We start from the raw sequence: 21,020 nt of genomic DNA, 5'->3' as shown, positions 1-21,020 counted from the left end.
TTTAAAAGAAAGGCTGACCATGTCGATTACCGTTGATTTCCACGCCCTTCACACTCTTCCGCCGAGCAACATTAACCGCGATGACACTGGAGCACCTAAATCGGGGCTCTTCGGTGGGGTTGTTCGTCAACGTGTGTCTTCGCAGGCGTGGAAGCGTGCAATCCGCAAGGATTTTGAGACCTACCTTGATCATTCACAGCTTGGTGTACGTTCAAAGCGAACGCCACAACTCATCGCAGAACGAATGACAAATCTTGCACCTGAACTCGATCCCGCAGAAGCGAAAGCTCGAGTCGACGCGCTTTTCAAGGCAGCCAAGATCAAGCTGCACGACGAGAAACCCCAGGATGGCGAGGAAACTGCCGGTAAGGTGACCGGATATCTGCTTTTCCTTTCTGAACAGCAAATCTCCCGGGCAGCAGAGTTCCTCATCGAGAATGGCCATGAGAAGGTCAGCAAGCGCGAAGCCGATGCGATCCTCGACGCTTCACACAGTGTCGACATCGCCATGTTTGGTCGTATGGTCGCCGATGCACCTGATTACAACGTCGATGCAGCTGTCCAGGTGGCTCATGCACTCGGAGTCCACGAGTCGGAACCCGAGTTTGATTTCTTCACTGCCGTCGATGATGTCGTCGAAGATGCTGAGGAGACCGGTGCTGGGATGCTCGGAACCGTGCAGATGATGTCATCCACGCTGTACCGATTCGCGTCAATTGATTTCGAATCGCTCGCAAAAAACCTAGGCTCTCGCGAGGCCGCCGTCGAAGCAGCCACCGCCTTCGCCAAGAGCTTTGTCCGCTCGCTCCCCACTGGCAAGCTCAACACTTTTGCGAACTGGACGATGCCTGAGCTCGTCTACGTCACTGTTCGAGACGATCGCGCAGTGTCACTGGTAAATGCCTTCGAAACTCCCGTCGATGCTGCACCTGGAAACAGTCGCCGTCAGGCAGCCGCCGAGGCACTAGCTGCTGAGGCATCTCAGATCGAGGCAATGTACGGTTTGGCTCCCGCAGCTTCGTGGATCTTGGCTCAGGACAATCTCGCATCACCGTTCGCAGAGCAAGCCACCCGCGTCAACTTCGATGGTCTGCTGGAGCAGCTCTCGCAACGGCTCACGGAGATGACTCGTGACTAGCACACTCCTGCTAAAGCTGTCCGGGCCGCTGCAATCGTGGGGCACCGACAGCCGATACTCAACCCGTAACACTTCACCCCATCCGTCAAAGTCCGGCGTAGTAGGGCTGATCGCTGCCGCGATGGGACGTCGCAGGTCTGATCCGGTTGAAGACCTGGCGTCGCTGCGGTTCGGCGTGCGTGTTGACCAACCCGGGTCGATGGCAAAAGATTTCCAAACGGCAATTGACTGGCGCACCGGAAAATCGCAGCCGCTCATCAGCCGCTACTACTTGGCTGACGCAGTTTTTATTGCCGCGATCGAAGGGCCCGGCCCGATCATTGCCGGAATCGAGTCTGCGCTGAAATCGCCTCGCTTCCCGCTCTACCTAGGACGTCGCTCTTGCCCAGCGGGAGCTGACCTCGTGCTCGGCATACGCGAGGGCAGCCTTGAATCGGCCCTGCTGCACGAACCGTGGCACGCCTCGCGAGCGCACCGAAGGACCCGCGCACAGCAGGTGAATCTTGCTGTGATCCGTGATGCGCATCCGGGCGAAGCTGGGCTACAAGTCCGTGACCGTCCGGTGAGCTTTGCGCAAGAGCATCGGCAATATTCTTGGCGCGAAGTAGTGCAGGACACACCAGTCACGGTAGAGAACCCAGACGGTCGGCCACTGAATGACGACTTCTTCGAGGCGGTGATGTCAGCGTGACGAGCTTTACAAGAATGTTTATCAACCCCTCAAAAAGGCAGGGGAGAAAACTACTCCTGAACCCACAGGCAATGCATGCTGCCGTGCGTGGAGCATTTCCTCCGGATCTGAATACTTCTGAGGGGCGGGTTCTGTGGCGTATCGACTCTGATCGAGACGTGCATACGCTCTACATCGTTGGACCCGAAGTTCCCGATATGACGGCGCTCAACGAACAAGCAGGTTGGCACACCCGACCGGCGCAGACAGCTGACTATCAACCCTTTATTGACGGGCTGCGTATCGGCCAAGAGTGGCGCTTTCGCCTCGCGGCCAACCCAGTTAGGTCGGTCAAGGGTAAGGCTGATCGAGGCGTGGTAAAACCGCACGTGTCTGTTGCTCACCAAACCGAGTGGCTACTTGACCGTGCCGAACGCATGGGCGTTGAGTTCCTGGCCCCGGAGGGTGCCGAGGCAGGCGAACTCATCACCGTGTCGAGCCGGTCATCGCTTGAATTTGATCGATTTGATCGAGTTCGTGAACAGCGCGGCCGCGTCAACCTTCGCAGGGTCCAGTTCGACGGCATGTTGCGCGTGACCGACCGAGATGCCCTGTCTGAAACACTTGTTAAAGGCATCGGCAGGGGCAAAGCCTATGGAATGGGGCTCCTGACGCTGACGAAAGCACAATCGCAATGAGCCCGACCGGCGCTCGACCGCCCGAGCGAAAAGAGCTCGGGCGGTTCGAGAACCGCATGTCTTTTCTGTATGTAGAACAGTGCGTCATCCATCGGGATGCAAATGCATTGACTTTCACTGATGACAGCGGAATTTCTCACCTGCCTGCGGCATCAGTTGCGGCACTCATCATCGGCCCAGGGGCGCGAATTACTCATGCCGCAATGGGTCTGCTAGGTGTCTGCGGGGTGAGTGTGGTCTGGGTCGGAGAACAGGGCGTGCGCTATTACGCACACGGTCGCCCGCTATCGGGTTCGAGCCGGATGGCTGAGACTCAAGCAAGACTCGTTTCTAACTCGAGATCCCGAGTACAAGTCGCACGTGCAATGTATCTGCGAAGGTTCGATGAACCAGGCATTGATGAACTGACGATTCGTGAGTTGCGGGGTCGCGAAGGTACCCGCATGCGTCGCCTCTACCGTGAACATTCCGAGCGAACCGGTGTTCCATGGAGCGGTCGACAATATGATCCAGATGACTTCGATGCAAGTGATCCGATCAACATGGCGCTCACAGCAGCCAGTGTCGCGCTCTACGGTATAGCCCACGCAGGAATTGTGGCGCTCGGCTGCATCCCCAGCCTGGGGTTCGTGCATCGCGGAACTGATCGCGCTTTCGTATTTGATATCGCCGATCTCTACAAGGCTGAAATTTCTATCCCCGCTGCTTTCGACGTTGTTGCTTCCGGATCAACCGACATAGCTGGTGACACCAGACGTGCCGTGCGCGACGCGATCGTGAAGTCGAAACTGATGCGACGGATCCCTCGCGATATCTCCGAGTTGTTAAATGTGGAGGATGACGGACACGATGACTCCCTTCATCTTTGGGACACAACTGGGTCGGTATCGGCTGGACTGAACTACGGGGCTCACCACTCATGATGACGCTGGTACTTACGGCTGTGCCAACCGGTTTGCGAGGTGATTTGACGAAATGGCTCATGGAAATTAGTGCGGGGGTTTTCGTGGGCGATCCTGGAGCCAGGATTCGCGAAGAGCTCTGGCGACGCGTGGTGAATGAGTCTGCGAGGGGGCGTGCGATCATGGTCTACAACGCTGCAACCGAGCAAGGATTTGCAGTTCGCACCCACAACCACGACTGGCAACCACTTGATTTTGATGGAGTAGTGCTCATGCATCGGCCCTCGTCAAAACCGGAAGGTCATGACTCGAAGCCACCTGCATGGAGCTTGGCTCGCGCGCGTCAAAAATCGCTCCGGCCGTCATGGACGGAGCGACGGGATGACGCAAGTCGGTATGAAAACGGGTCTGGTCTAGGATAAACTCCTGATCAACAAGAGTGCGCCCCGCGTAAGCGGGGATGAGCCCAGTTTTTCATCAACCTGTTTTTGAGCAAGGAGGTGCGCCCCGCGTAAGCGGGGATGAGCCCCGTGGTTCGTGCTCGGCGACCTCGCCAACGTCGTGCGCCCCGCGTAAGCGGGGATGAGCCCAGCAAAAGATCGTGCAGCCGCCGCGCTGGCCGGTGCGCCCCGCGTAAGCGGGGATGAGCCCGCCGCCGGTGTCTCGAAAGGCGTGTTCTTTGAGTGCGCCCCGCGTAAGCGGGGATGAGCCTTCACCAGCGCAGGCTTCGGCACCCCATTCGAAGTGCGCCCCGCGTAAGCGGGGATGAGCCCGAATTCACCGACGACAACGAAAGTGCCGAAACGTGCGCCCCGCGTAAGCGGGGATGAGCCCGCGGCAGCCAGCGGCGATTTACCGGATTTCTGGTGCGCCCCGCGTAAGCGGGGATGAGCCTGTGCACTACGGATTCCTTTCAGTATGAGGTCGGTGCGCCCCGCGTAAGCGGGGATGAGCCCCCAGCCCATGAGTTCGGGCCGAGGATTCCGTCGTGCGCCCCGCGTAAGCGGGGATGAGCCCATGTTTAATTCGTTCTATTCGACCGTTGACAGGTGCGCCCCGCGTAAGCGGGGATGAGCCCAGCATTTCGGGATTTACGCTCACCTACCTCGGGTGCGCCCCGCGTAAGCGGGGATGAGCCCCAGACTCCAGGAACTCGATAGCGTCACCCGCGGTGCGCCCCGCGTAAGCGGGGATGAGCCTGGTGGTTCGCCTTCGGCTGCGCCGTCGGTACGGTGCGCCCCGCGTAAGCGGGGATGAGCCCCGACTGCCGCAAAATCACGGCCTGTTCCTCGAGTGCGCCCCGCGTAAGCGGGGATGAGCCCGCCTTACGCAACGCCAACATTTCCGAGCACTTGTGCGCCCCGCGTAAGCGGGGATGAGCCCATACGCGGCCTCACGCCGCCGCAAATGCTGCGGTGCGCCCCGCGTAAGCGGGGATGAGCCCTACATGATCTGCCCACACGTGGCGACGGTTGAGTGCGCCCCGCGTAAGCGGGGATGAGCCCGTTTCGGGGCTGGGTTTGGGGTCGCTGGCCGTGTGCGCCCCGCGTAAGCGGGGATGAGCCCCTTTCTCGATCACCGTCGGCTAGAACGGTGGTGTGCGCCCCGCGTAAGCGGGGATGAGCCCTTACCAATTACTAGTGAGGCTGGTTGAGAGGCGTGCGCCCCGCGTAAGCGGGGATGAGCCTCAAACTATGAGCAGCGTATGCTACATCATAAGGTGCGCCCCGCGTAAGCGGGGATGAGCCCGGATGATTGCCCACCGGTGGGAAGAGCACGCCGTGCGCCCCGCGTAAGCGGGGATGAGCCCGGGTTGACTTCACGCGCACACACCCCATCTTGGTGCGCCCCGCGTAAGCGGGGATGAGCCCACATCGACACAGGCGCGGGTGGCGTGGTACTCGTGCGCCCCGCGTAAGCGGGGATGAGCCCCCGTAGACGTGCCAGGGTCAGGGTCACCAATCGTGCGCCCCGCGTAAGCGGGGATGAGCCCGGTTAGAGTAATTCCCGTTGGAGACCAAGGCGGTGCGCCCCGCGTAAGCGGGGATGAGCCCACGACCACAGCCTCGGACTCACTCAACTACTCGTGCGCCCCGCGTAAGCGGGGATGAGCCCAGCCTTATCGATCTGCTCCTTAGTGAACAGCGGTGCGCCCCGCGTAAGCGGGGATGAGCCCTCGCTTGGCGAGGTCGATATGAAAACGGCGGTGTGCGCCCCGCGTAAGCGGGGATGAGCCTCCTCGACCGCGTACCAGACGCACAACTTGAATGTGCGCCCCGCGTAAGCGGGGATGAGCCCGCTACTCCACCATCCAAACGCAGCTCGCAGCCGTGCGCCCCGCGTAAGCGGGGATGAGCCCGGGGCCGGCGTCTCCGGCTCCTCAAGCGAAATGTGCGCCCCGCGTAAGCGGGGATGAGCCCCATCCGGCGCGCATGACGCATACAAGACCGGTGTGCGCCCCGCGTAAGCGGGGATGAGCCCGCAACCACTAGCGGCATCACCACACCAGAAAGGTGCGCCCCGCGTAAGCGGGGATGAGCCCGCGTCTGGCGGGCATTTGGCGCTAGCGTAGTAGTGCGCCCCGCGTAAGCGGGGATGAGCCTGACACCTACCCTACCGATGTTCGGTAGGGTAGGTGCGCCCCGCGTAAGCGGGGATGAGCCCGTGGTTCTCAACGCTTCACCGAGACTAACCCCGTGCGCCCCGCGTAAGCGGGGATGAGCCTCATCCCAATAATCGAAGCGTTTTTACCATTTGGTGCGCCCCGCGTAAGCGGGGATGAGCCCGGGGCAATTGGCCAATTAGCCGGAGTAGGTGGGTGCGCCCCGCGTAAGCGGGGATGAGCCCCTGCTTGACCAGTATCGCCACCGAGCACGCAAGTGCGCCCCGCGTAAGCGGGGATGAGCCTGCGTACCCCATCTGGCGGCCAAGAGATGACAGGTGCGCCCCGCGTAAGCGGGGATGAGCCCTTATCGGTGACCACGATCCCGCTCGAGGCAGGGTGCGCCCCGCGTAAGCGGGGATGAGCCTCGACATAGCGTTGAGTGGTGTCCAAGCTGGCGGTGCGCCCCGCGTAAGCGGGGATGAGCCTCACCTTGAACGGAATACCGGTAAGGATCTGCCGTGCGCCCCGCGTAAGCGGGGATGAGCCCACAAGCCAGTAATCCATGGCGTTCATTTACAGGTGCGCCCCGCGTAAGCGGGGATGAGCCTAAATTCGCTCAAGCCATTTTCGTTAAGGAATGGTGCGCCCCGCGTAAGCGGGGATGAGCCCAAGTCGCCGAGTACCTCGGCCTCTAATCTCGAGTGCGCCCCGCGTAAGCGAGGATGCTGCCCGAGACAAGTAACAACGGTTGCCCGGACTAAAGCAGGCAGCCCGGACACCATCCGATAACACCCACCAACCCGCGCACCAGCGGCTTCACCGCGATGTCGGTGGCGCGCGATCTGCGGGAGTGGTTGCGGGGTTAGGGCTTGCCGCAACTGGCAGCGCCACCGGCATCAATCACGACCGGCGCCAAACCCCACCTAAAACCCCAACCGCGCCAAACACCCATCCCCGGCGTTTTCAACCGTCACGGCACCGCCGTGCAGTTCCATCACCATCTGCACAATCGGCAGGCCCAGGCCGGTGCCGGCGAGCGCACCCGGGGTGCGCGCCGCATCCCCTCGCCAACCGGTGTCAAACAGGCGCGATAATTCCTCGTCACGCAACCCGCCGCAGCCATCACGCACCTCAACCACGGCGCGACCATCCGCCACAAACGCCCGTGCCTGCACCGTCGTCCCCGGTTTCGTGTAGGCGATCGCGTTCACCAGCACATTTTGCAGGGCCCGCGAAATCAAACCCGCATCCCCCACAACCTCAACGGCACCATCAACACTGCCCGTCACTCGCACATCCCGCTGCTGCGCGAGCGGCGCGAGATGCGCAACCAAATCCGACAGCGCATCCCCCACCGAAACCGGTTCGGCCACCGACTCTGCCGACCCGCTACTCAACCGGGTGAGCGCCAACAAATCATCCACAATTCCAGACGTGCGCTGCGCCTCAGCCGCAATCGCCCGGTAATACTCCTGCGGGTCGGCCACGATCCCATCTTCCAGCGCCTCGGCCATCGCCCGAATCCCCGCCAACGGCGTGCGCAAATCATGCGACATCCCCGCCATCAGCTCACGACGCCCCTGTTCCAGCTCACGTGCCGAACGCTCGCGCTCAAGCGCACTCTCCGACTCGGCCGCCCGCCACTGCGTGCTCATCGAAATCACCACACCCACCGCGAGCGCCACCGGCGCCGTCGCCAACAGCATCACCATCGGCACCTGCGCATCAACCAGCATCTGGTCGACACCCACCAGCATCCCCGCCGCAACGGCCAGCAGCACCGTAATCGGCCCCAGCACCGCCGCCCAGCGCAGCGTCAAATCCAGCTCGCCCTCCCTCTACAGAAATGGCACCGCTAGCGTGATCAGCTGGCTACTCGGTGCCTATGTGGCGCCAAGGCGGCGCTCGATAGTGAGCCGGCGCCCGGCGGTTGGGTGGCGCGCGACCTGCGGGATTGGTTGCGGGGTTAGTGCTGAAATAGCAGTCCCAGGCGAAATACCAGCCACCACGCCAACGCCACGAAAGCAAGCACGGCGGCTACCCACCAGCCGATTGCCGCACGTGTCACGCCGGCATTCTTAGCCGCTGCGAGACACCCAACGACAACCGCAATGAGTGCGAGACTCACACCAAAAGTCCAACTAGACCACTGCTGCAGAGATTCGAAGACGTCCATTTTTCTCCTTCATCAGTCGAATATTTGAGTGCGTTGAATCGGCACTCACTAATAGTTCGCACCTAACGGAGAAAACGGCACTCACTCGACGCGATCGCCGACGCTACTCGAGCATTTGATCAGTGATTAACGTTGCGCCGGCACCCTCATTAAGCGTGACGGCGCTACCCCAGCGCGTCACCGTGCAGGTGCAGCGCCGTCACCAGGCGCTCTACTGCGAGCCGAGCCTCACGGTCTACCGGTGTGTCTAGATCACACGCAAACACGGCAAACACGAGGTTGCGCCGACCCCGAGTGGTCACGATGCCGGCGAGTGAATGCACCGAATTAATAAAACCCGTTTTCGCGCGCACCGAGTTACCAACCACGCGGTTGGCCCCGGTAAACCGAGTCGGCGCCATGGTCTGACCCGAAACCGTCAACCGCGACACCATCGACGCAAACGGTTCCTCACCGAGATACCCGCGCCGCAGCAGTTCAGCCACAAATCGTGGGGTCAGCCGGTTGTCCTCGCTCAGCCCCGAGCCGTCCACAAATTCGCAACCGGATGCATCCAGGCCCAGATCTGCAACCGCGGCCCGGATCTCGCGCTGTATCGAACTCCACGACGCATCCCCGCCACGGGCAAGCGCTACGAGCCGCGCGAGCGCCTCCGCGAGCGCATTATCTGAGCTGCGCAGCACTTCGCGCACCAGCTCAGTCACCGGCGCCGACTCCGCCCGGGCTACCTCGTCTGCCACGCCTTCCGGAGCGCTCCCCCGGGCAATTTCCACATCCCCCAGCAGCGCTCCCAGCGCGGCAGCCACTCGCCCCACCGGGTTTTCGCTGCGCGCACTGTCATCCATGAGCGGATCGTCACGGTCGCCGTCCACCTGCAGCGCGCTAATAAAGGGGATGTAGTTTTCGGGCGATCGGCCCGCAGGGTCCCACGTGGGGTGCCACTGGGATGCGGCAAACAGCCCATCGTCGAGCAGCAACCGCTCCAGCCCGGGCATATTCGTGCGCAGCTGATCGGCCAATGCATCCAAGTGGGCCGGATGCGGATAGAACGTTGGCTCGTCCGTTGGGGTGCGCGAGAGCGTCACATCGCCGCCACCGATCAGCACCGCCTCAGAGTCGCTAATGCGCACCACGCGCGTGGGGATGCGGTGGTCGGCACCCAGGTTCGCGAGCGCGAGCGTGCCGGTGACCGTTTTCATCACGCTCGCCGACGGGCTCGGCTCATCTGGCGACCGCTCTAAGAGGGGCGCGCCGCTGTCACCGTCAAGCACCAGATAGCGCACATCGCGCAGCGCGGCATCGTTCGCGGCCACCGCAATCGCGGCCCGCGCATCCGCCACCGGCGCAGGCCTCACGGCAGGCACCGCCGCAGCCCGGGCCGCCGAGCGCTTCGGTCGCGGATCTTGCCAGCCAACCGCCTCACCGATCAGCAGCCCCACCTCGGCCATCGTTTCAAGCACCGTGCCGCGCGCATCCGCACCCGCAACCCACTCGGCAAGCACCGCGTAGGCGACGCGTCGCCGCCTCCCCATCACCACACCAACATCGGCGCGCACGGTCGAGATGGTGCCGGTTTTGTTCCACAGCCACACTCCCCCGTCGAAACAGTCGTGGTCGAGGCCATCAAAATCAAACACCGACGCCACCATCGACATATCGGCCCCGGCGCCGAGCCACTTACGGAAAATATCGCCGCTGCTCGGCGAAAGATCCCGGTCGAGCTGCAGACGCGACACAAAATCGACCATCTCGCCCGCGTTCGCCTCCGAAAGCCGCGAAGGATGGCCGGGCGGAATCGGCCAGCGAATCGCGTCGTTCAGGCGCGAATGCTGATAGCCCAATTCGCGGGCGTGCTCACGCACCGCGTCGATTCCCACCACCCGCAGCAGCGCGTTCGTGGCATCGTTATCGCTCACCGCACCCACAAGCGCCGCCAGGTCATAGATCGACAGCGCATCCTGCTGCAGTTTTTGCCACAGCCCCGACCCGCCGATCACATCGCTCGGCAAGCGCGTCACGAGCTCATCGAGCGAGCGCGTGCCGGCATCCACCTCGTGCAGGATGCGGTGCAGCAAGAAGAGCTTGCCGATGCTGGCGGTGCTGAGCACCCGTTCGGGGCAGTGCTGCAACAACACCTGTTCGCTGTCGATATCACGTACCAGCACCGACCAGCGGCAACCATCATCGGTGGGGAAATCAATCACTGGGGTCTTCTCCGGGGTCATCACGGTCAAGGTCGGTCACATAGTGGCGAATCTGCTCACCAATTTCGCGCATCACATCCAGCGCCAGCGCGCGTTGATCGGGCAGCTCTTCGGCCCAGTTCGCGGCCACCGCATAGGCCACCGAACGCCGCGGCCCCCGCAACACGCCAACATCGATGCGCGCCTGCGCGATCGTGCCGGTTTTGTGGCGCAGCACCATCGACTGATAGTCGGCGTCAACATGCGCGAGCGGGTCGAGCAGCAGCGCATCGGCAACCATCGAGGTGTCGGCACCCGAGGCGAGCCAGTCGAGCACCCGACGCGAAACCTCGGGCGAGAGCACCTCGCCAATCGCCAGCCGCCGCATCACATCCGCGAGTTCTGCCGCGGTGCCATACGAAGGGGTCCAGGGATGCTCGGGGCCACGATCGTCACGGATATAGTCGAGCTGCGCGGTGTGGGTATAGCCGAGCTCCTCGGCGATCGCCCGCACCCGTTCGAGCCCGCACACATCGATGAGCGCGTTCGTCGCCAGATTGTCGCTCATCGTGCCCACCAGCAGCGCCGCATCCGCAACCGCAATCGACGGATTCGTGAACCGGTAGGCAAGGCCCGAGTCGGCAACGTAGAGCGTTTTCGACAGGTCGATCAGCGCATCCGCCGCCACCGCACCGTCGCTGATCTGCCGCGCGAGTTCAATGAGCACGAACACCTTGCCGACGCTGGCGGTTTTGCTCACCCGGTGCGGTTCGTGCTCGGCAAGCACCTCCCCCTCGAGGGTGGTGATACGGATGCCCCACGCGATCGGCCCGGGCAGCTGCGGTAATACGATGCTCATTGCTGCGGTTCCGGCTTCACATCACCAATGCTCGGAGCCGCCGCCAGCAGTGTCTTCGTGTAGCTGTGCTGCGGGTTCAGCAGCACCGCCTCGGTGGGGCCATACTCGACCAGCTGACCGCGGTGCATCACGGCCACCGAATCGGCGATATTCCACGCCAGGCCAAGATCGTGAGTGATCACCAGCGCCGCGAGCCCCAGCTGGCGCCGCAGCGACAGCAGCAGGCCGAGAATCTCGCCGCGCACCGATGCATCCAGTGACGCAACCGGTTCATCGGCAATCAGCAGCTCAGGTTGTAGCGCGAGCGCCCCGGCAATCACCACCCGCTGACGCTGCCCGCCCGAAAGCTCCTGCGGAATCGCACCGAAATAGTCATCGGGCGGGGTGAGCTCGGCCTCGAGCAAACTCTGCCGCACACGCTGCTGTTCATCACCGTCGAAGCGCTGCACTCGAAGCCCCTCGGCAACCGACTCGTAGACGGTCATCTTCGGGTTGAGTGCCGCCGACGGGTCTTGAAACACCAGCTGCACGCGCTTGTGAAACTCGCGCAGCTGCGCCGGTTTTGTGGGAATCGGAGTGCCGTCAAACAGGATTTCTGCACCCGGATCGGGCTGCTGCAACCCGATCAACGTGTTCGCCAGGGTCGTCTTACCCGAACCCGACTGCCCCACCAGCGCCACGATCTCGCCGCGGCGAATCTGCAGATCAACCTCGCGAATGGCCGGCACTTTCCGGCCGCCGGTGCGGTAGGTGACGCTCACCCGGCGGGCATCCAGCAGCACCGGTGCGTCTTCGGGCACGCCCGTCCACTCGCGCTCATCCCGATCATTCTGTTCGTGGCGGCTCACCGGCCGCAGCCGCGAAGCCGAGTCACCGATAGTGGGGAACGCGTGCGCGAGTTTCTGGGTGTAGGGCTCGCGGGGAGCGTGACAGATCTGCCCCGACGGGCCCACCTCGATGAGCTCACCGTTGCGCATCACCGCGATGCGGTCGCATGCGGTGGCCAACACCGAAAGGTCGTGGCTGATCATTACCAGCGAAATGCCGCGCTCGACCACGAGCTTGGCGATCATGGTCAAAATCTGCTCTTGCACAATCACGTCGAGTGCGGTGGTTGGCTCATCGGCAATGATGATCTCGGGGTTGCAGGCCAGCGCCATCGCGATCATCACACGCTGACGCTGCCCGCCAGAAAGCTCGTGCGGATACACACCCGCTTTCTCGGCCGGCAGATCAACGCTTTCGAGCAGTTCGACGACGCGGGCTTTGCGTGCCGCCTCGGTTTTCCATTCGTCGGTCACGTGCAGTTCGAGCGCCTCGATAATCTGCTGCCCAACCGTGCGCACCGGGTTGAGCGAGTGCATCGCGCCCTGGAAGATGATCGACGCCGAAGTCCACCGCACCGCACGCAACTCACCGAAACTCAGCTCGGCCACATCGGTGTTGTCGAGCAGCACCCGGCCGGTGAGTTTCGAGGTTTTCGGCAGCAGCCGCAGCACGCTCATCACCAGCGTCGATTTACCCGACCCCGACTCGCCCGCAATCCCGAGCGTCGAACCCGCCGGCACCTCGAGGGTGACGTTTTTCACCGCGTGCACCTCGCCGCGATCATTCCGGCCCGAGGTGCGGTAGGTGATCGATACATCCTCAAATTTCAGATCGGCCATTATCGCTTCCTCAGAGTCGGGTTCAGAATGTTTTCAACCGCGCGGCCAATGAGGGTGAAGGCGAGCACCACAAACAAAATCGCCAGGCCCGGGATGAGGATGTACCACCAGTAGCCGTTCGAGGCGCTGGATGCATCGGTGGCGTTTTTCAGCACGGTGCCCCACGATTGCGTGAGCGGATCACCAAGCCCCAAGAACGCGAGTGTCGACTCGGCAATAATCGCCGAACCCACCATCAGCGTCGTGTTCGCCAACACCAACGGCAGCACACCCGGCAGCACGTGCTTCGTCAATATGTGCCAGTGCCCGGCCCCCAGCACCCGTGAGCGCCGAATATAGTCGCGCGATTCGACGGTGAGGGTCTGGGCGCGCACCACACGCGCCGTACCGGCCCACGAGGTGAGCCCGATCGCGATGATGATGGTGAGCGTGCCGCGCTCAAGCACACTCGACAACACAATGGCCAGAATCAGCGACGGCAGCACCAGGAAGAAGTCGATGACGCGCATCAACAGGCCACCAACCCACCCGGTGAAATGCCCGGCCGCCATCCCCACGATGGTGCCGATAACCATCGACATCGCAGTGGCGGCAAGCCCCACCAGCAGTGACGATTGGGCGCCCCACACCATGCGCACCCACAGCTCACGGCCCTGGTTATCGGTGCCAAACAGGTGCTCGGCCGACGGCGGCGCGAACTTATCCGGTTCGCCGATCTTGGTGACATCGAGCATCCAGGATGGGGCGATCACCGGCGCGAGAATCGCGATGATGCCCACCACCACGAGAAAAATCAGACCGACCATCCCGGCCCGATAGGTGGTGAAGTCGTGACAGAACTGCCGGAATGCCTTCCAGCGGCGAGCCCGAGCAAACTGTGCCGGGGTGCGCGTGGCGGTCGCGGTGGTCATGCGCGCCTCACTCTCGGGTCGAGCTGGCGATAAACAAGATCGGCCAGCAGGTTCATGACGATGATGATGGTTGAGAACACCACGAAGCTGTCCTGCAGCAGCGGCAGGTCGGGGCCCTTAATCGCCTCGAAGGTGAGTTTGCCCAGGCCCGGCCACGAGAACACCGTCTCAACGGTGACGGCCCCGGCAATCAACCCACCGATGTGCATAAACACGAGCGTCACCGTTGGCAGCAGCGCATTGGGCACCGCGTGCCGTTCGCGCACGAGATTCTCGCGAAGCCCCTTGGCGCGCGCGGTGGTGAGATAGTCGGCGTTCATTTCTTCAATGAGCGATGACCGCATCACCATCAGATACTGCGCAAACACCACCGCCACCATCGTTAATACCGGCAGCACGAGGTGCGACACCACATCACCAACCGCGCCAAGCGGGTCGGCTGGTGGGTTGGCCGAACGCATCCCGCCGGTTGGGAACCAGCGCAGGGTGCCACCAAAGAACATCAGCAGCAACAACCCCAACCAGAAGGTGGGCACCGACCAGAATACGAGCGAGACGCCACTGGCGATGCGGTCGAACAGTTTCCCGTGCCGCCACGCGGCCCGCTGCCCGAGCCACAGCCCGAGCGAGATAGCGATGATGGCGGCGGTGCCGGTCAGCAGAATGGTGGGCCAGAAATATTGGCCGATGAGTTCAGCAACGGGGCGGCGATACACGTAGCTCTCACCAAAGTTGAAGGTGAAAACGTCGTGGATGAACTTGATGAACTGTTCCCATAGCGGCTTGTCGAGGCCGTATTGGGCGCGCAGGCTCGCTATCTGTTCGGGGCTCATCATCCGCTCCCGGGCGATCTTGGCGACCGGATCGCCCGGGAGCAGTTTGAACGCGAAGAACCCGAGCAGCACAACCATCACCAGGCTGATCGCCGCACCGCCGAGCTTGTTCGCCAAGTAGCGCCAAAACGACGAGTCGCGCTGCGGTTCCTCTGCATCAGCGGAGGTCTGGATCGCGGATGTTGACGGTGGTACTGAATTGGTCATGGTTTTTCGCTATTCGATATCAGCCGACTTCTTGCGGCGGTTGATCGCCACCCCGGCGCCCACGGCACCGGCGACGGCAACGCCACCGAGCACCACCCACAGACCGGTCTGCGGGCCGCCCGTGGCACCGCCCTCACCGACGGGCTTCACCGTGCGGAATCCCCAGTAGCCCGACTGGTTGGCGATGATGCCGGTTTCGGTGGGCATTTTCGCGAAGCCTTCAAACCGGTCGGAGCGGTACGCTTCGAGCTGGTTCGGGTAGTAGAGCACCACGCTGACGCTGTCTTCGTAGTTCATGGCGAGCATCTCGTGCACGATGTCGATGCGCTTTGCCTCGTCGAGTTCGATCTGCTGTTGCGCGTAGAGCTTGTCGAACTCTGGGTTGCAGTAGCCGTCTTGGGTTGTGCCGCCACTACCGTCGGGTTTGGTGGGCAGCTGACCGCAGGTGTTGATGCCCAGCTGATAGTCAGGGTCGGGGCCGAGCGACCAGCCCGAGAAGTACATGTCGTAGTTCGCGGCGTTCGCCTCAGTGCTCAGCGTGTCGCCATCGGTCGAAACCACTTTCACGGCGATCCCCACATCACCCAGCCACGGTTTGATGTATTCGGCGAGCGCCTGCTCGGTGGCCGAGCTGCCGTCGATCTGCAGCCTGAGGTTGAGTTTCGTGCCGTCCTTTTCGCGCACCCCGTCGCTGCCGAGCTTCCAACCGGCCTCGTCGAGCTTCTTTTTAGCGGCCTCAGGGTCGAAATCAACAACCACCGGATCGTCTTCGGGCAGCATCCATTTTTCGTAGGATGCGGGCACAAAGCTCGTCGCCGGGGTGGCCTGCTCTTCCATCACGTTCTTGATGAGCGCGTCGGTGTCGATGGCGAGGCGAATGGCCTGCCGCACCGCCACATCGTGCAGCGCCGGGTTGCCGTTACCGTACGCTTCGCCGCCGCGGGTGTGGAACCCGGGGTTGAGGGCAAGCGAGGTGTACCGGCGGCCCACACCTGAGTTGAGGGTGATTCCCTCCTCGTTCTCAAGCGCCCGGTACTGCGTCGGGGTCAGGCCCGAAATGAAGTCGATCTGGCCCGAGCGCAGCGCCTGAATCGAAGCGTCGGCATCGGTGTAGTAGACGTACTGAATCCGATCAATTTCGGGCTTACCGCGCCAGAAGTTCGGGTTGGCTTCGAGCACATATGTTTCGTTCGCCGAATATGACTTGAGGATGAACGGCCCCGAACCAACCACATCCTTATCGTTGGCGAACTTGCCCGGGTCGTCAATCTTCGACCAGATGTGTTCGGGCACCACCGGAATTTCGGTGCCGGGAACAGCCGCCTGTGCGTGCTTGAGGTTGATGACGAGCGTGTGCTCGTCGGGAGCTTCAACCGACGCGAAGTTCGCGACCAGGCTGCCGTTAGCGGTGGCCATGACCTCATCGGTCATCATCTGCTCATAGGTCCACTTGACGTCTTCACTCGTGATGGGTTCGCCGTCCGACCATTTCATGCCGCCACGGATGGTGTACACCCATTTGGCGCCGCCGTCTTGCGACTCCCATTTTTCGGCCAACCCTTCGGTGGGCGAGCCGTCTTCTTGCGAGTACTGCACGAGGTTCTCGTACATGTAGCGCAGCGCATTGGTGGGGGCGAGGTAAATCGAGGTGAAGGGGTTAAACGAGTCGATAAAACCCGAGGTCGAGATGCGCAGGGTCGAGGCAGTGGCCTGTTCGACACTGTCGGTGGTTTCGCTCGCGAGCACCACACTCGCCGGGGCCGCGGCGAGCCCCACCGCTGCGGCAATTGCGATTGCAGTCGTTCGGAAAAAGGGATTTCTGGATGCGGTTCGCATGGTGGTCCTTCCACTTCAGCTGGCACCATTGCCACCTGATTGGGAATGATTATGAACACTCGGTCGAGTCTGGTCAAGTGATATGTTTCACATCATGCGAGCCTGGCGCCCGTAGCCGCTGGCATCGTCGCCCTGGTTGCTTACGGCCAGGCCGAAGTCACGGCACCCGCGGGGAGTTTTCACAGTGCCACACCCGGCAGGATGCGTGACAAATAACCACCGTTTAGCGGCGCGCGAGCTGCCTACCACACCGCTGATCAGGCAGATTTCGTGCCTGCCGCCAGCCGTCGAGAAGCTGCTCGCGAAGGCTCAGGTTAGGAAACGTATCTTTTTCTTGCATCCTTCAGAACCCCCGGTTATGCTCACGAGCAACCTCGGTTCGAGGCAAACATACGAGACGGATACCGGCGACGGTGAGGTCTCATGACTCCAACGGGAGGAATCCCGATGACCGATACCGAACAGCGCAGTTCGACTCGGGAACGATACGACCGCAGAGTGCCGCAAAACCTCAGCGCGGCCACTCTTGAAGAACGCATTATTGCCAGCGACACACTGGCGCTCACCCACACCTACGAACAGGTCGCCGCCACCGAATCGGCGCGTCAAGCAGCAGCCCTGGTGCTCAAGTCGCGCCGCAGATTCATCGCCGGTGAGGGCACCAGTTCGGCCTTCGCGCTGCTGCTTGCCACCGAGCTTTCGGGCACCCTCTCGAACACTCACCTCATCGAGTCGCACGCGCTACCACCGCTGGTAGCGCTCACCGATGTGCGCTCGGCAGACGTGCTGCTGCTGTTTTCAATGCGCCCCTACCGCTCGATGATGCTGCGGTTGGCGCGCGAGTTTCACCACAGCGGCGGAAAAGTTGTGGTCGTCACCGATAGTGCGGATGCACCGGCTGCGAAATATGCTGATCGGCTCGTGATCGTCGACACCGGCGCATCGCCGTTCATCGACTCACCCACCCCGATCGCCGCGGTCACCCACCTGCTGGGCACGCTCATCTCGGCAAGCGCGAAAGGTGCCCGCCGCCGCCTCAACGAACGCGATCGCATCGCCGAGCTGCTCGAACTCTACGAACCCGAAAACGAGCCGACTCGCGGCAACTCATGAACCAACCAACCGTGCAACCCCGCAACGACGCGGAAACCAACCAGGGAGACCGAATGACCAAATACCCGGTTTTTGACGGCCACAACGACTTCGCGTGGGAGGTACGCAAACAGTTCGGCTATGCCACCGAACATCTCGGCGGCAGCATCCCAACCACCCAAACCGACTTTGAACGCATCCGCACCGGAGGGCTCGCGGCGCAGTACTGGTCGGTGTGGGTGAATCCCGACCGCATTCACGGCGCCGACCAGGTGACCGCAACCCTCGAACAGATTGATTTCATCCACCGCCTCATCGCGGCCTACCCCAACGAGCTGGGAGCCGCACGCACCGCCGCAGAAGCCCGCGAAGTGATGGCCTCGGGGCGGGTGGCGTCGCTCATCGGTATCGAGGGTGGGGCGCAGATTGGCGGTTCGCTCGCCGTGCTGCGCAACTACGCCCGGCTCGGTGCCCGCTATATGACCCTCACCTGGTCGCGCACCATCGACTGGGCCGACTCGGCCACCGACGAGGCACACCACGGCGGGCTCACCGACTTTGGCCGCGATGTGGTGCGCGAAATGAACCGCATCGGCATGCTCGTTGATCTGTCGCATGTGGCCCCGACAACCATGCGGGATGCGCTCGAGGTCGCCTCGCGGCCACCGATCGTGACGCACTCGGGCGCGCTCAGCCTCTGCTCGCATCCCCGCAATGTGCCCGATGATGTGATCCGCGAAATCGGGGCGCGCGACGGGGTGCTCATGGTGGCGTTCGTGCCGTCGTTTCTGCGGCAGGAGCGCCGCGACTGGGATGTCAACGGCGGCTCGGGCGAGGCGCCGGCGGTCACCGTGAAGGATGTGGCCGATCACATCGAATATTTCCGTGACCTTGCCGGTGTGCACGCGGTGGGGATCGGGGCCGACTATGACGGCTCGGATGAGATGCCCGACGGACTTGAGGATGTTGGCTGCTACCAGGCACTCTTTGCCGAGCTCGCCTCGCGCGGCTGGAGCGACGCCGACCTGCGAGCACTCGGCACCGAAAACGCGCTGCGAGTGCTCGAAGCCTCGGATGACGACTACACGCGATTCATGGCGGGCGAGGCGGGCGAGGCGATCGGTCGCACCGCGGCGCTCATCGGCTCGGTCGAGGAGGAATAGCCGTGAGCAAAGTATTGCTGGTGATTAATTCGACCGAGTCGGGCCCGCGGCGTGCCGGCGAATGGTTGCGCGAGGCGGGAATCGAAACCGTCGAGGTGGTGGCCGAGAACACTCCCCTGCCCGTGAACCTCGACGGGTTTGCAGGCCTCGTGATGCTGGGCGGTGGGCTGCTGCCCGATGAAGACGAAAATGCCCCGTGGCTTGCAGCCGAGCGAGAATTGGCGCGGCAGGCGATCGCTGCCGACCTACCGACGCTCGGCATCTGCCTGGGCGGGCAGCTGCTCGCGCATGTGGGCGGTGGTGAGGTGCGTGGCGAGTACGGCACCCCTGAAAGCGGTGCCGTACTCATCACCACCACCGCAGCCGGCCGCGCCGACCCGGTGCTTGGGGTGCTCGGTGAGGGCGCGCACATGATCGAAAACCACGTCGACCAGATCACGCAGCTGCCGGCAGAAGCGGTGCTGCTGGGCAGCTCGGCGGATGTACAGAACCAGGCTTTCCGCATCGGTAAGCGAGTGTGGGGGCTGCAGTTCCACGCCGAAGTGAACGCCGAACGGATCGCGCAGTGGGACGAAGCGGCACTCGGTAAAAAAGGCTTCGACCGCGAACAACTCGTCGCCGACGCTCGCGCGGTCGACACCGAAAACACGCGTGCCTCGAAGGCACTGATCGACGCGTTCGCCGAACAGGTGGCGCAGTTTGCAAGGGAGCAGCAATGAAACAGCAACACGTTGTCGTGGCCGGAGGCGGCCTGATCGGACTGTGCACCGCCTACTGGTTGCTTCGCGACGGGCACCGGGTGACGATCGTCGAACGCGACAGGCTGGGGTCGGGCGCCGCAACCGGTAACGCCGGCGAACTCACCCCGCAGATGGTGGCGCCGCTGGCCTCGAGCAACACCGCGCGCGACATCATCCACGGGGTGTTCTCGCACCACCACTATCTGTCGATTGCGCCGCTGCGCCTGCCGCAGCTGGCGCGATTCGGGATGGGTTTTCTCGCCGCATCCTCGGGCGCGTTGCGGGCACGAGGCGATGCGGCACTGGCGCAGTTCACGCCGCATCTGCTCGCCTCGCTCGAAGAGATGACCGCCGACGGCATCGACACTTCGGGAGGTGGCACCGGCTATCTCATGACCGCCGAGACCGAACCCGAGATCCTCGCCGCCCACGCGCTGTATGCCGAGCGTGCCCGCCGCGGCTGGGGCGATGCGCCCGAAGACCCAATGTCGGGTCGCGAGCTGCACGAGGCTGAGCCAACACTGACCGAACGCACCCAGTTCGGTTTCATGCTGCCAGGCGAGGTCTCGATCGACCCGGTGAAGTTCGTGGCGAGCCTGATCGAGCGCATCACCGAGCTCGGCGCCGAAGTGCGGCTCGGTCTGACCGTGCAGCGGCTCGGTGACGGTGCGAGCGTTGTGTGCGTCGACGAGGATGGGCAGCAGGTCACCGTGACGGGCGACTGGGTGGTGCTGGCCACCGGGGCCTGGACTTCGCAGGTGCTGCGACGTTCACGCATCCCGCACATTCCCGTGGTGCCCGGCAAGGGGTACTCGTTTACGGTGCCGGTTACGACCATGCCGCGAACGCTCGTGCACTCGATGGATCGGCACTGTGTGGTGATTCCGATGAGTGGCCGGTTGCGGGTGGTGGGCATCATGGCGTTCGATGGTGAGCCTGAGCGGTTCCACAGCGATCGCATCGAGGTGCTGCGCGGCTTTGCCGAGGGGCTCATCGAGGGCGCCGATTGGGATGGCCGCACCGATGAGTGGATGGGGCCGCGCCCGATGACCGCCGACGGGCTGCCGCTGATCGGCCCGGCCACATCGCGCGGTGACGTGCTGGTCGCATCCGGCCACAATATGCACGGGCTGTCGCTGGGGCCGATCACCGGGCAGATCATGGCCGACCTGATTGCCGGTAGGCAGCCGGGGGTCGCGAACTGGCCGTTTGATTTGCGGCCGTTCGCGGTGCGCCGCTCGGCTGTGAGCTAGCCACACCCCCTGCAGCGGCCTCCCTTGTGGCCGCCCGTTACATTTATTTATAGGTCCTCACCAGAGGATCTGGTCGCTGGCCCTGGT

At 62.9% G+C, this 21,020-nt stretch carries 17 protein-coding genes and 1 CRISPR repeat array; of the genes, 9 read left to right on the top strand and 8 right to left on the bottom strand.

The features are described 5' to 3' along the window. The first annotated feature begins 19 nt into the window (after positions 1 to 19). The 5 genes from cas7e to cas2e are packed head-to-tail and all read left to right on the top strand — an operon-like array spanning position 20 to position 3,830. Positions 20 to 1,138 carry a type I-E CRISPR-associated protein Cas7/Cse4/CasC gene (gene cas7e, locus RQ865_RS02090; protein ID WP_311477089.1) on the top strand — a complete coding sequence of 373 codons (1,119 nt, stop codon included), beginning with the start codon at positions 20 to 22 and terminating at the stop codon, positions 1,136 to 1,138. Further along, positions 1,131 to 1,829, top strand: a complete 699-nt coding sequence (gene cas5e / locus RQ865_RS02085; RefSeq protein WP_311477087.1) for a type I-E CRISPR-associated protein Cas5/CasD — start codon at positions 1,131 to 1,133, stop codon at positions 1,827 to 1,829. The genes cas7e and cas5e overlap by 8 nt, the downstream gene beginning before the upstream one ends. Continuing rightward, a complete protein-coding gene (gene cas6e, locus RQ865_RS02080) occupies positions 1,826 to 2,506 on the top strand; it encodes a type I-E CRISPR-associated protein Cas6/Cse3/CasE (RefSeq protein WP_311477085.1) in 681 nt (226 codons plus the stop codon). Before cas5e ends, cas6e begins: the two co-directional genes overlap by 4 nt. Continuing rightward, positions 2,503 to 3,429 (top strand): type I-E CRISPR-associated endonuclease Cas1e, encoded by a 927-nt coding sequence (gene cas1e / locus RQ865_RS02075; RefSeq protein WP_311477083.1) that lies wholly within the window; start codon positions 2,503 to 2,505, stop codon positions 3,427 to 3,429. The genes cas6e and cas1e overlap by 4 nt, the downstream gene beginning before the upstream one ends. Further along, positions 3,426 to 3,830, top strand: coding sequence for a type I-E CRISPR-associated endoribonuclease Cas2e (gene cas2e / locus RQ865_RS02070; protein WP_311477082.1), 405 nt, complete (start codon positions 3,426 to 3,428; stop codon positions 3,828 to 3,830). Before cas1e ends, cas2e begins: the two co-directional genes overlap by 4 nt. Positions 3,831 to 3,847: 17 nt before the next feature. Then, positions 3,848 to 6,743: direct repeats of the CRISPR family, unit length 28 nt; unit sequence GTGCGCCCCGCGTAAGCGGGGATGAGCC. A gap of 193 nt (positions 6,744 to 6,936) precedes the next feature. Here cas2e and RQ865_RS02065 read toward each other — a convergent pair. The 8 genes from RQ865_RS02065 to RQ865_RS02030 form a co-directional block, all read right to left on the bottom strand. Then, a complete protein-coding gene (locus RQ865_RS02065; RefSeq protein WP_311477080.1) occupies positions 6,937 to 7,833 on the bottom strand; it encodes a HAMP domain-containing sensor histidine kinase in 897 nt (298 codons plus the stop codon). Between the two features lie 146 nt (positions 7,834 to 7,979). Continuing rightward, positions 7,980 to 8,189 (bottom strand): hypothetical protein, encoded by a 210-nt coding sequence (locus RQ865_RS02060; protein WP_311477078.1) that lies wholly within the window; start codon positions 8,187 to 8,189, stop codon positions 7,980 to 7,982. A gap of 164 nt (positions 8,190 to 8,353) precedes the next feature. After that, complete coding sequence (locus RQ865_RS02055) at positions 8,354 to 10,393, bottom strand: D-alanyl-D-alanine carboxypeptidase (protein ID WP_311477077.1); 2,040 nt, start codon at positions 10,391 to 10,393, stop codon at positions 8,354 to 8,356. After that, positions 10,386 to 11,231 carry a serine hydrolase gene (locus RQ865_RS02050; RefSeq protein WP_311477076.1) on the bottom strand — a complete coding sequence of 282 codons (846 nt, stop codon included), beginning with the start codon at positions 11,229 to 11,231 and terminating at the stop codon, positions 10,386 to 10,388. Before RQ865_RS02050 ends, RQ865_RS02055 begins: the two co-directional genes overlap by 8 nt. Further along, entirely contained in the window at positions 11,228 to 12,898 is a 1,671-nt protein-coding gene (locus RQ865_RS02045) for an ABC transporter ATP-binding protein (RefSeq protein WP_311477075.1), read from the bottom strand. The genes RQ865_RS02050 and RQ865_RS02045 overlap by 4 nt, the downstream gene beginning before the upstream one ends. Continuing rightward, entirely contained in the window at positions 12,898 to 13,809 is a 912-nt protein-coding gene (locus RQ865_RS02040; RefSeq protein ID WP_311477074.1) for an ABC transporter permease, read from the bottom strand. The genes RQ865_RS02045 and RQ865_RS02040 overlap by 1 nt, the downstream gene beginning before the upstream one ends. After that, entirely contained in the window at positions 13,806 to 14,849 is a 1,044-nt protein-coding gene (locus RQ865_RS02035) for an ABC transporter permease (protein ID WP_311477073.1), read from the bottom strand. Before RQ865_RS02035 ends, RQ865_RS02040 begins: the two co-directional genes overlap by 4 nt. A gap of 9 nt (positions 14,850 to 14,858) precedes the next feature. Next, a complete protein-coding gene (locus RQ865_RS02030; protein ID WP_311477072.1) occupies positions 14,859 to 16,685 on the bottom strand; it encodes an ABC transporter substrate-binding protein in 1,827 nt (608 codons plus the stop codon). A 447-nt stretch (positions 16,686 to 17,132) separates the two neighbouring features. Between RQ865_RS02030 and RQ865_RS02025 the strand changes: the two genes are divergently transcribed. From RQ865_RS02025 to RQ865_RS02010, 4 genes are read left to right on the top strand one after another with little or no spacing between them, the layout of a single operon-like run. Further along, the gene (locus tag RQ865_RS02025; RefSeq protein ID WP_311477070.1) at positions 17,133 to 17,798 is read left to right on the top strand and encodes an SIS domain-containing protein; all 666 of its coding nucleotides are present in this window, start codon (positions 17,133 to 17,135) and stop codon (positions 17,796 to 17,798) included. A gap of 53 nt (positions 17,799 to 17,851) precedes the next feature. Beyond that, positions 17,852 to 18,940, top strand: coding sequence for a dipeptidase (locus tag RQ865_RS02020; RefSeq protein ID WP_311477068.1), 1,089 nt, complete (start codon positions 17,852 to 17,854; stop codon positions 18,938 to 18,940). A 2-nt stretch (positions 18,941 to 18,942) separates the two neighbouring features. Then, a complete protein-coding gene (locus RQ865_RS02015) occupies positions 18,943 to 19,659 on the top strand; it encodes a type 1 glutamine amidotransferase (protein WP_311477066.1) in 717 nt (238 codons plus the stop codon). Continuing rightward, positions 19,656 to 20,933 (top strand): FAD-binding oxidoreductase, encoded by a 1,278-nt coding sequence (locus tag RQ865_RS02010; protein ID WP_311477064.1) that lies wholly within the window; start codon positions 19,656 to 19,658, stop codon positions 20,931 to 20,933. Before RQ865_RS02015 ends, RQ865_RS02010 begins: the two co-directional genes overlap by 4 nt. Positions 20,934 to 21,020 lie beyond the last annotated feature (87 nt).

Source organism: uncultured Gulosibacter sp. (assembly GCF_963509965.1).
Lineage (GTDB): Bacteria > Actinomycetota > Actinomycetes > Actinomycetales > Microbacteriaceae > Gulosibacter.
Note: the sequence above shows the minus strand (reverse complement) of the source record. Positions and strands in the feature narration are given on the sequence as shown.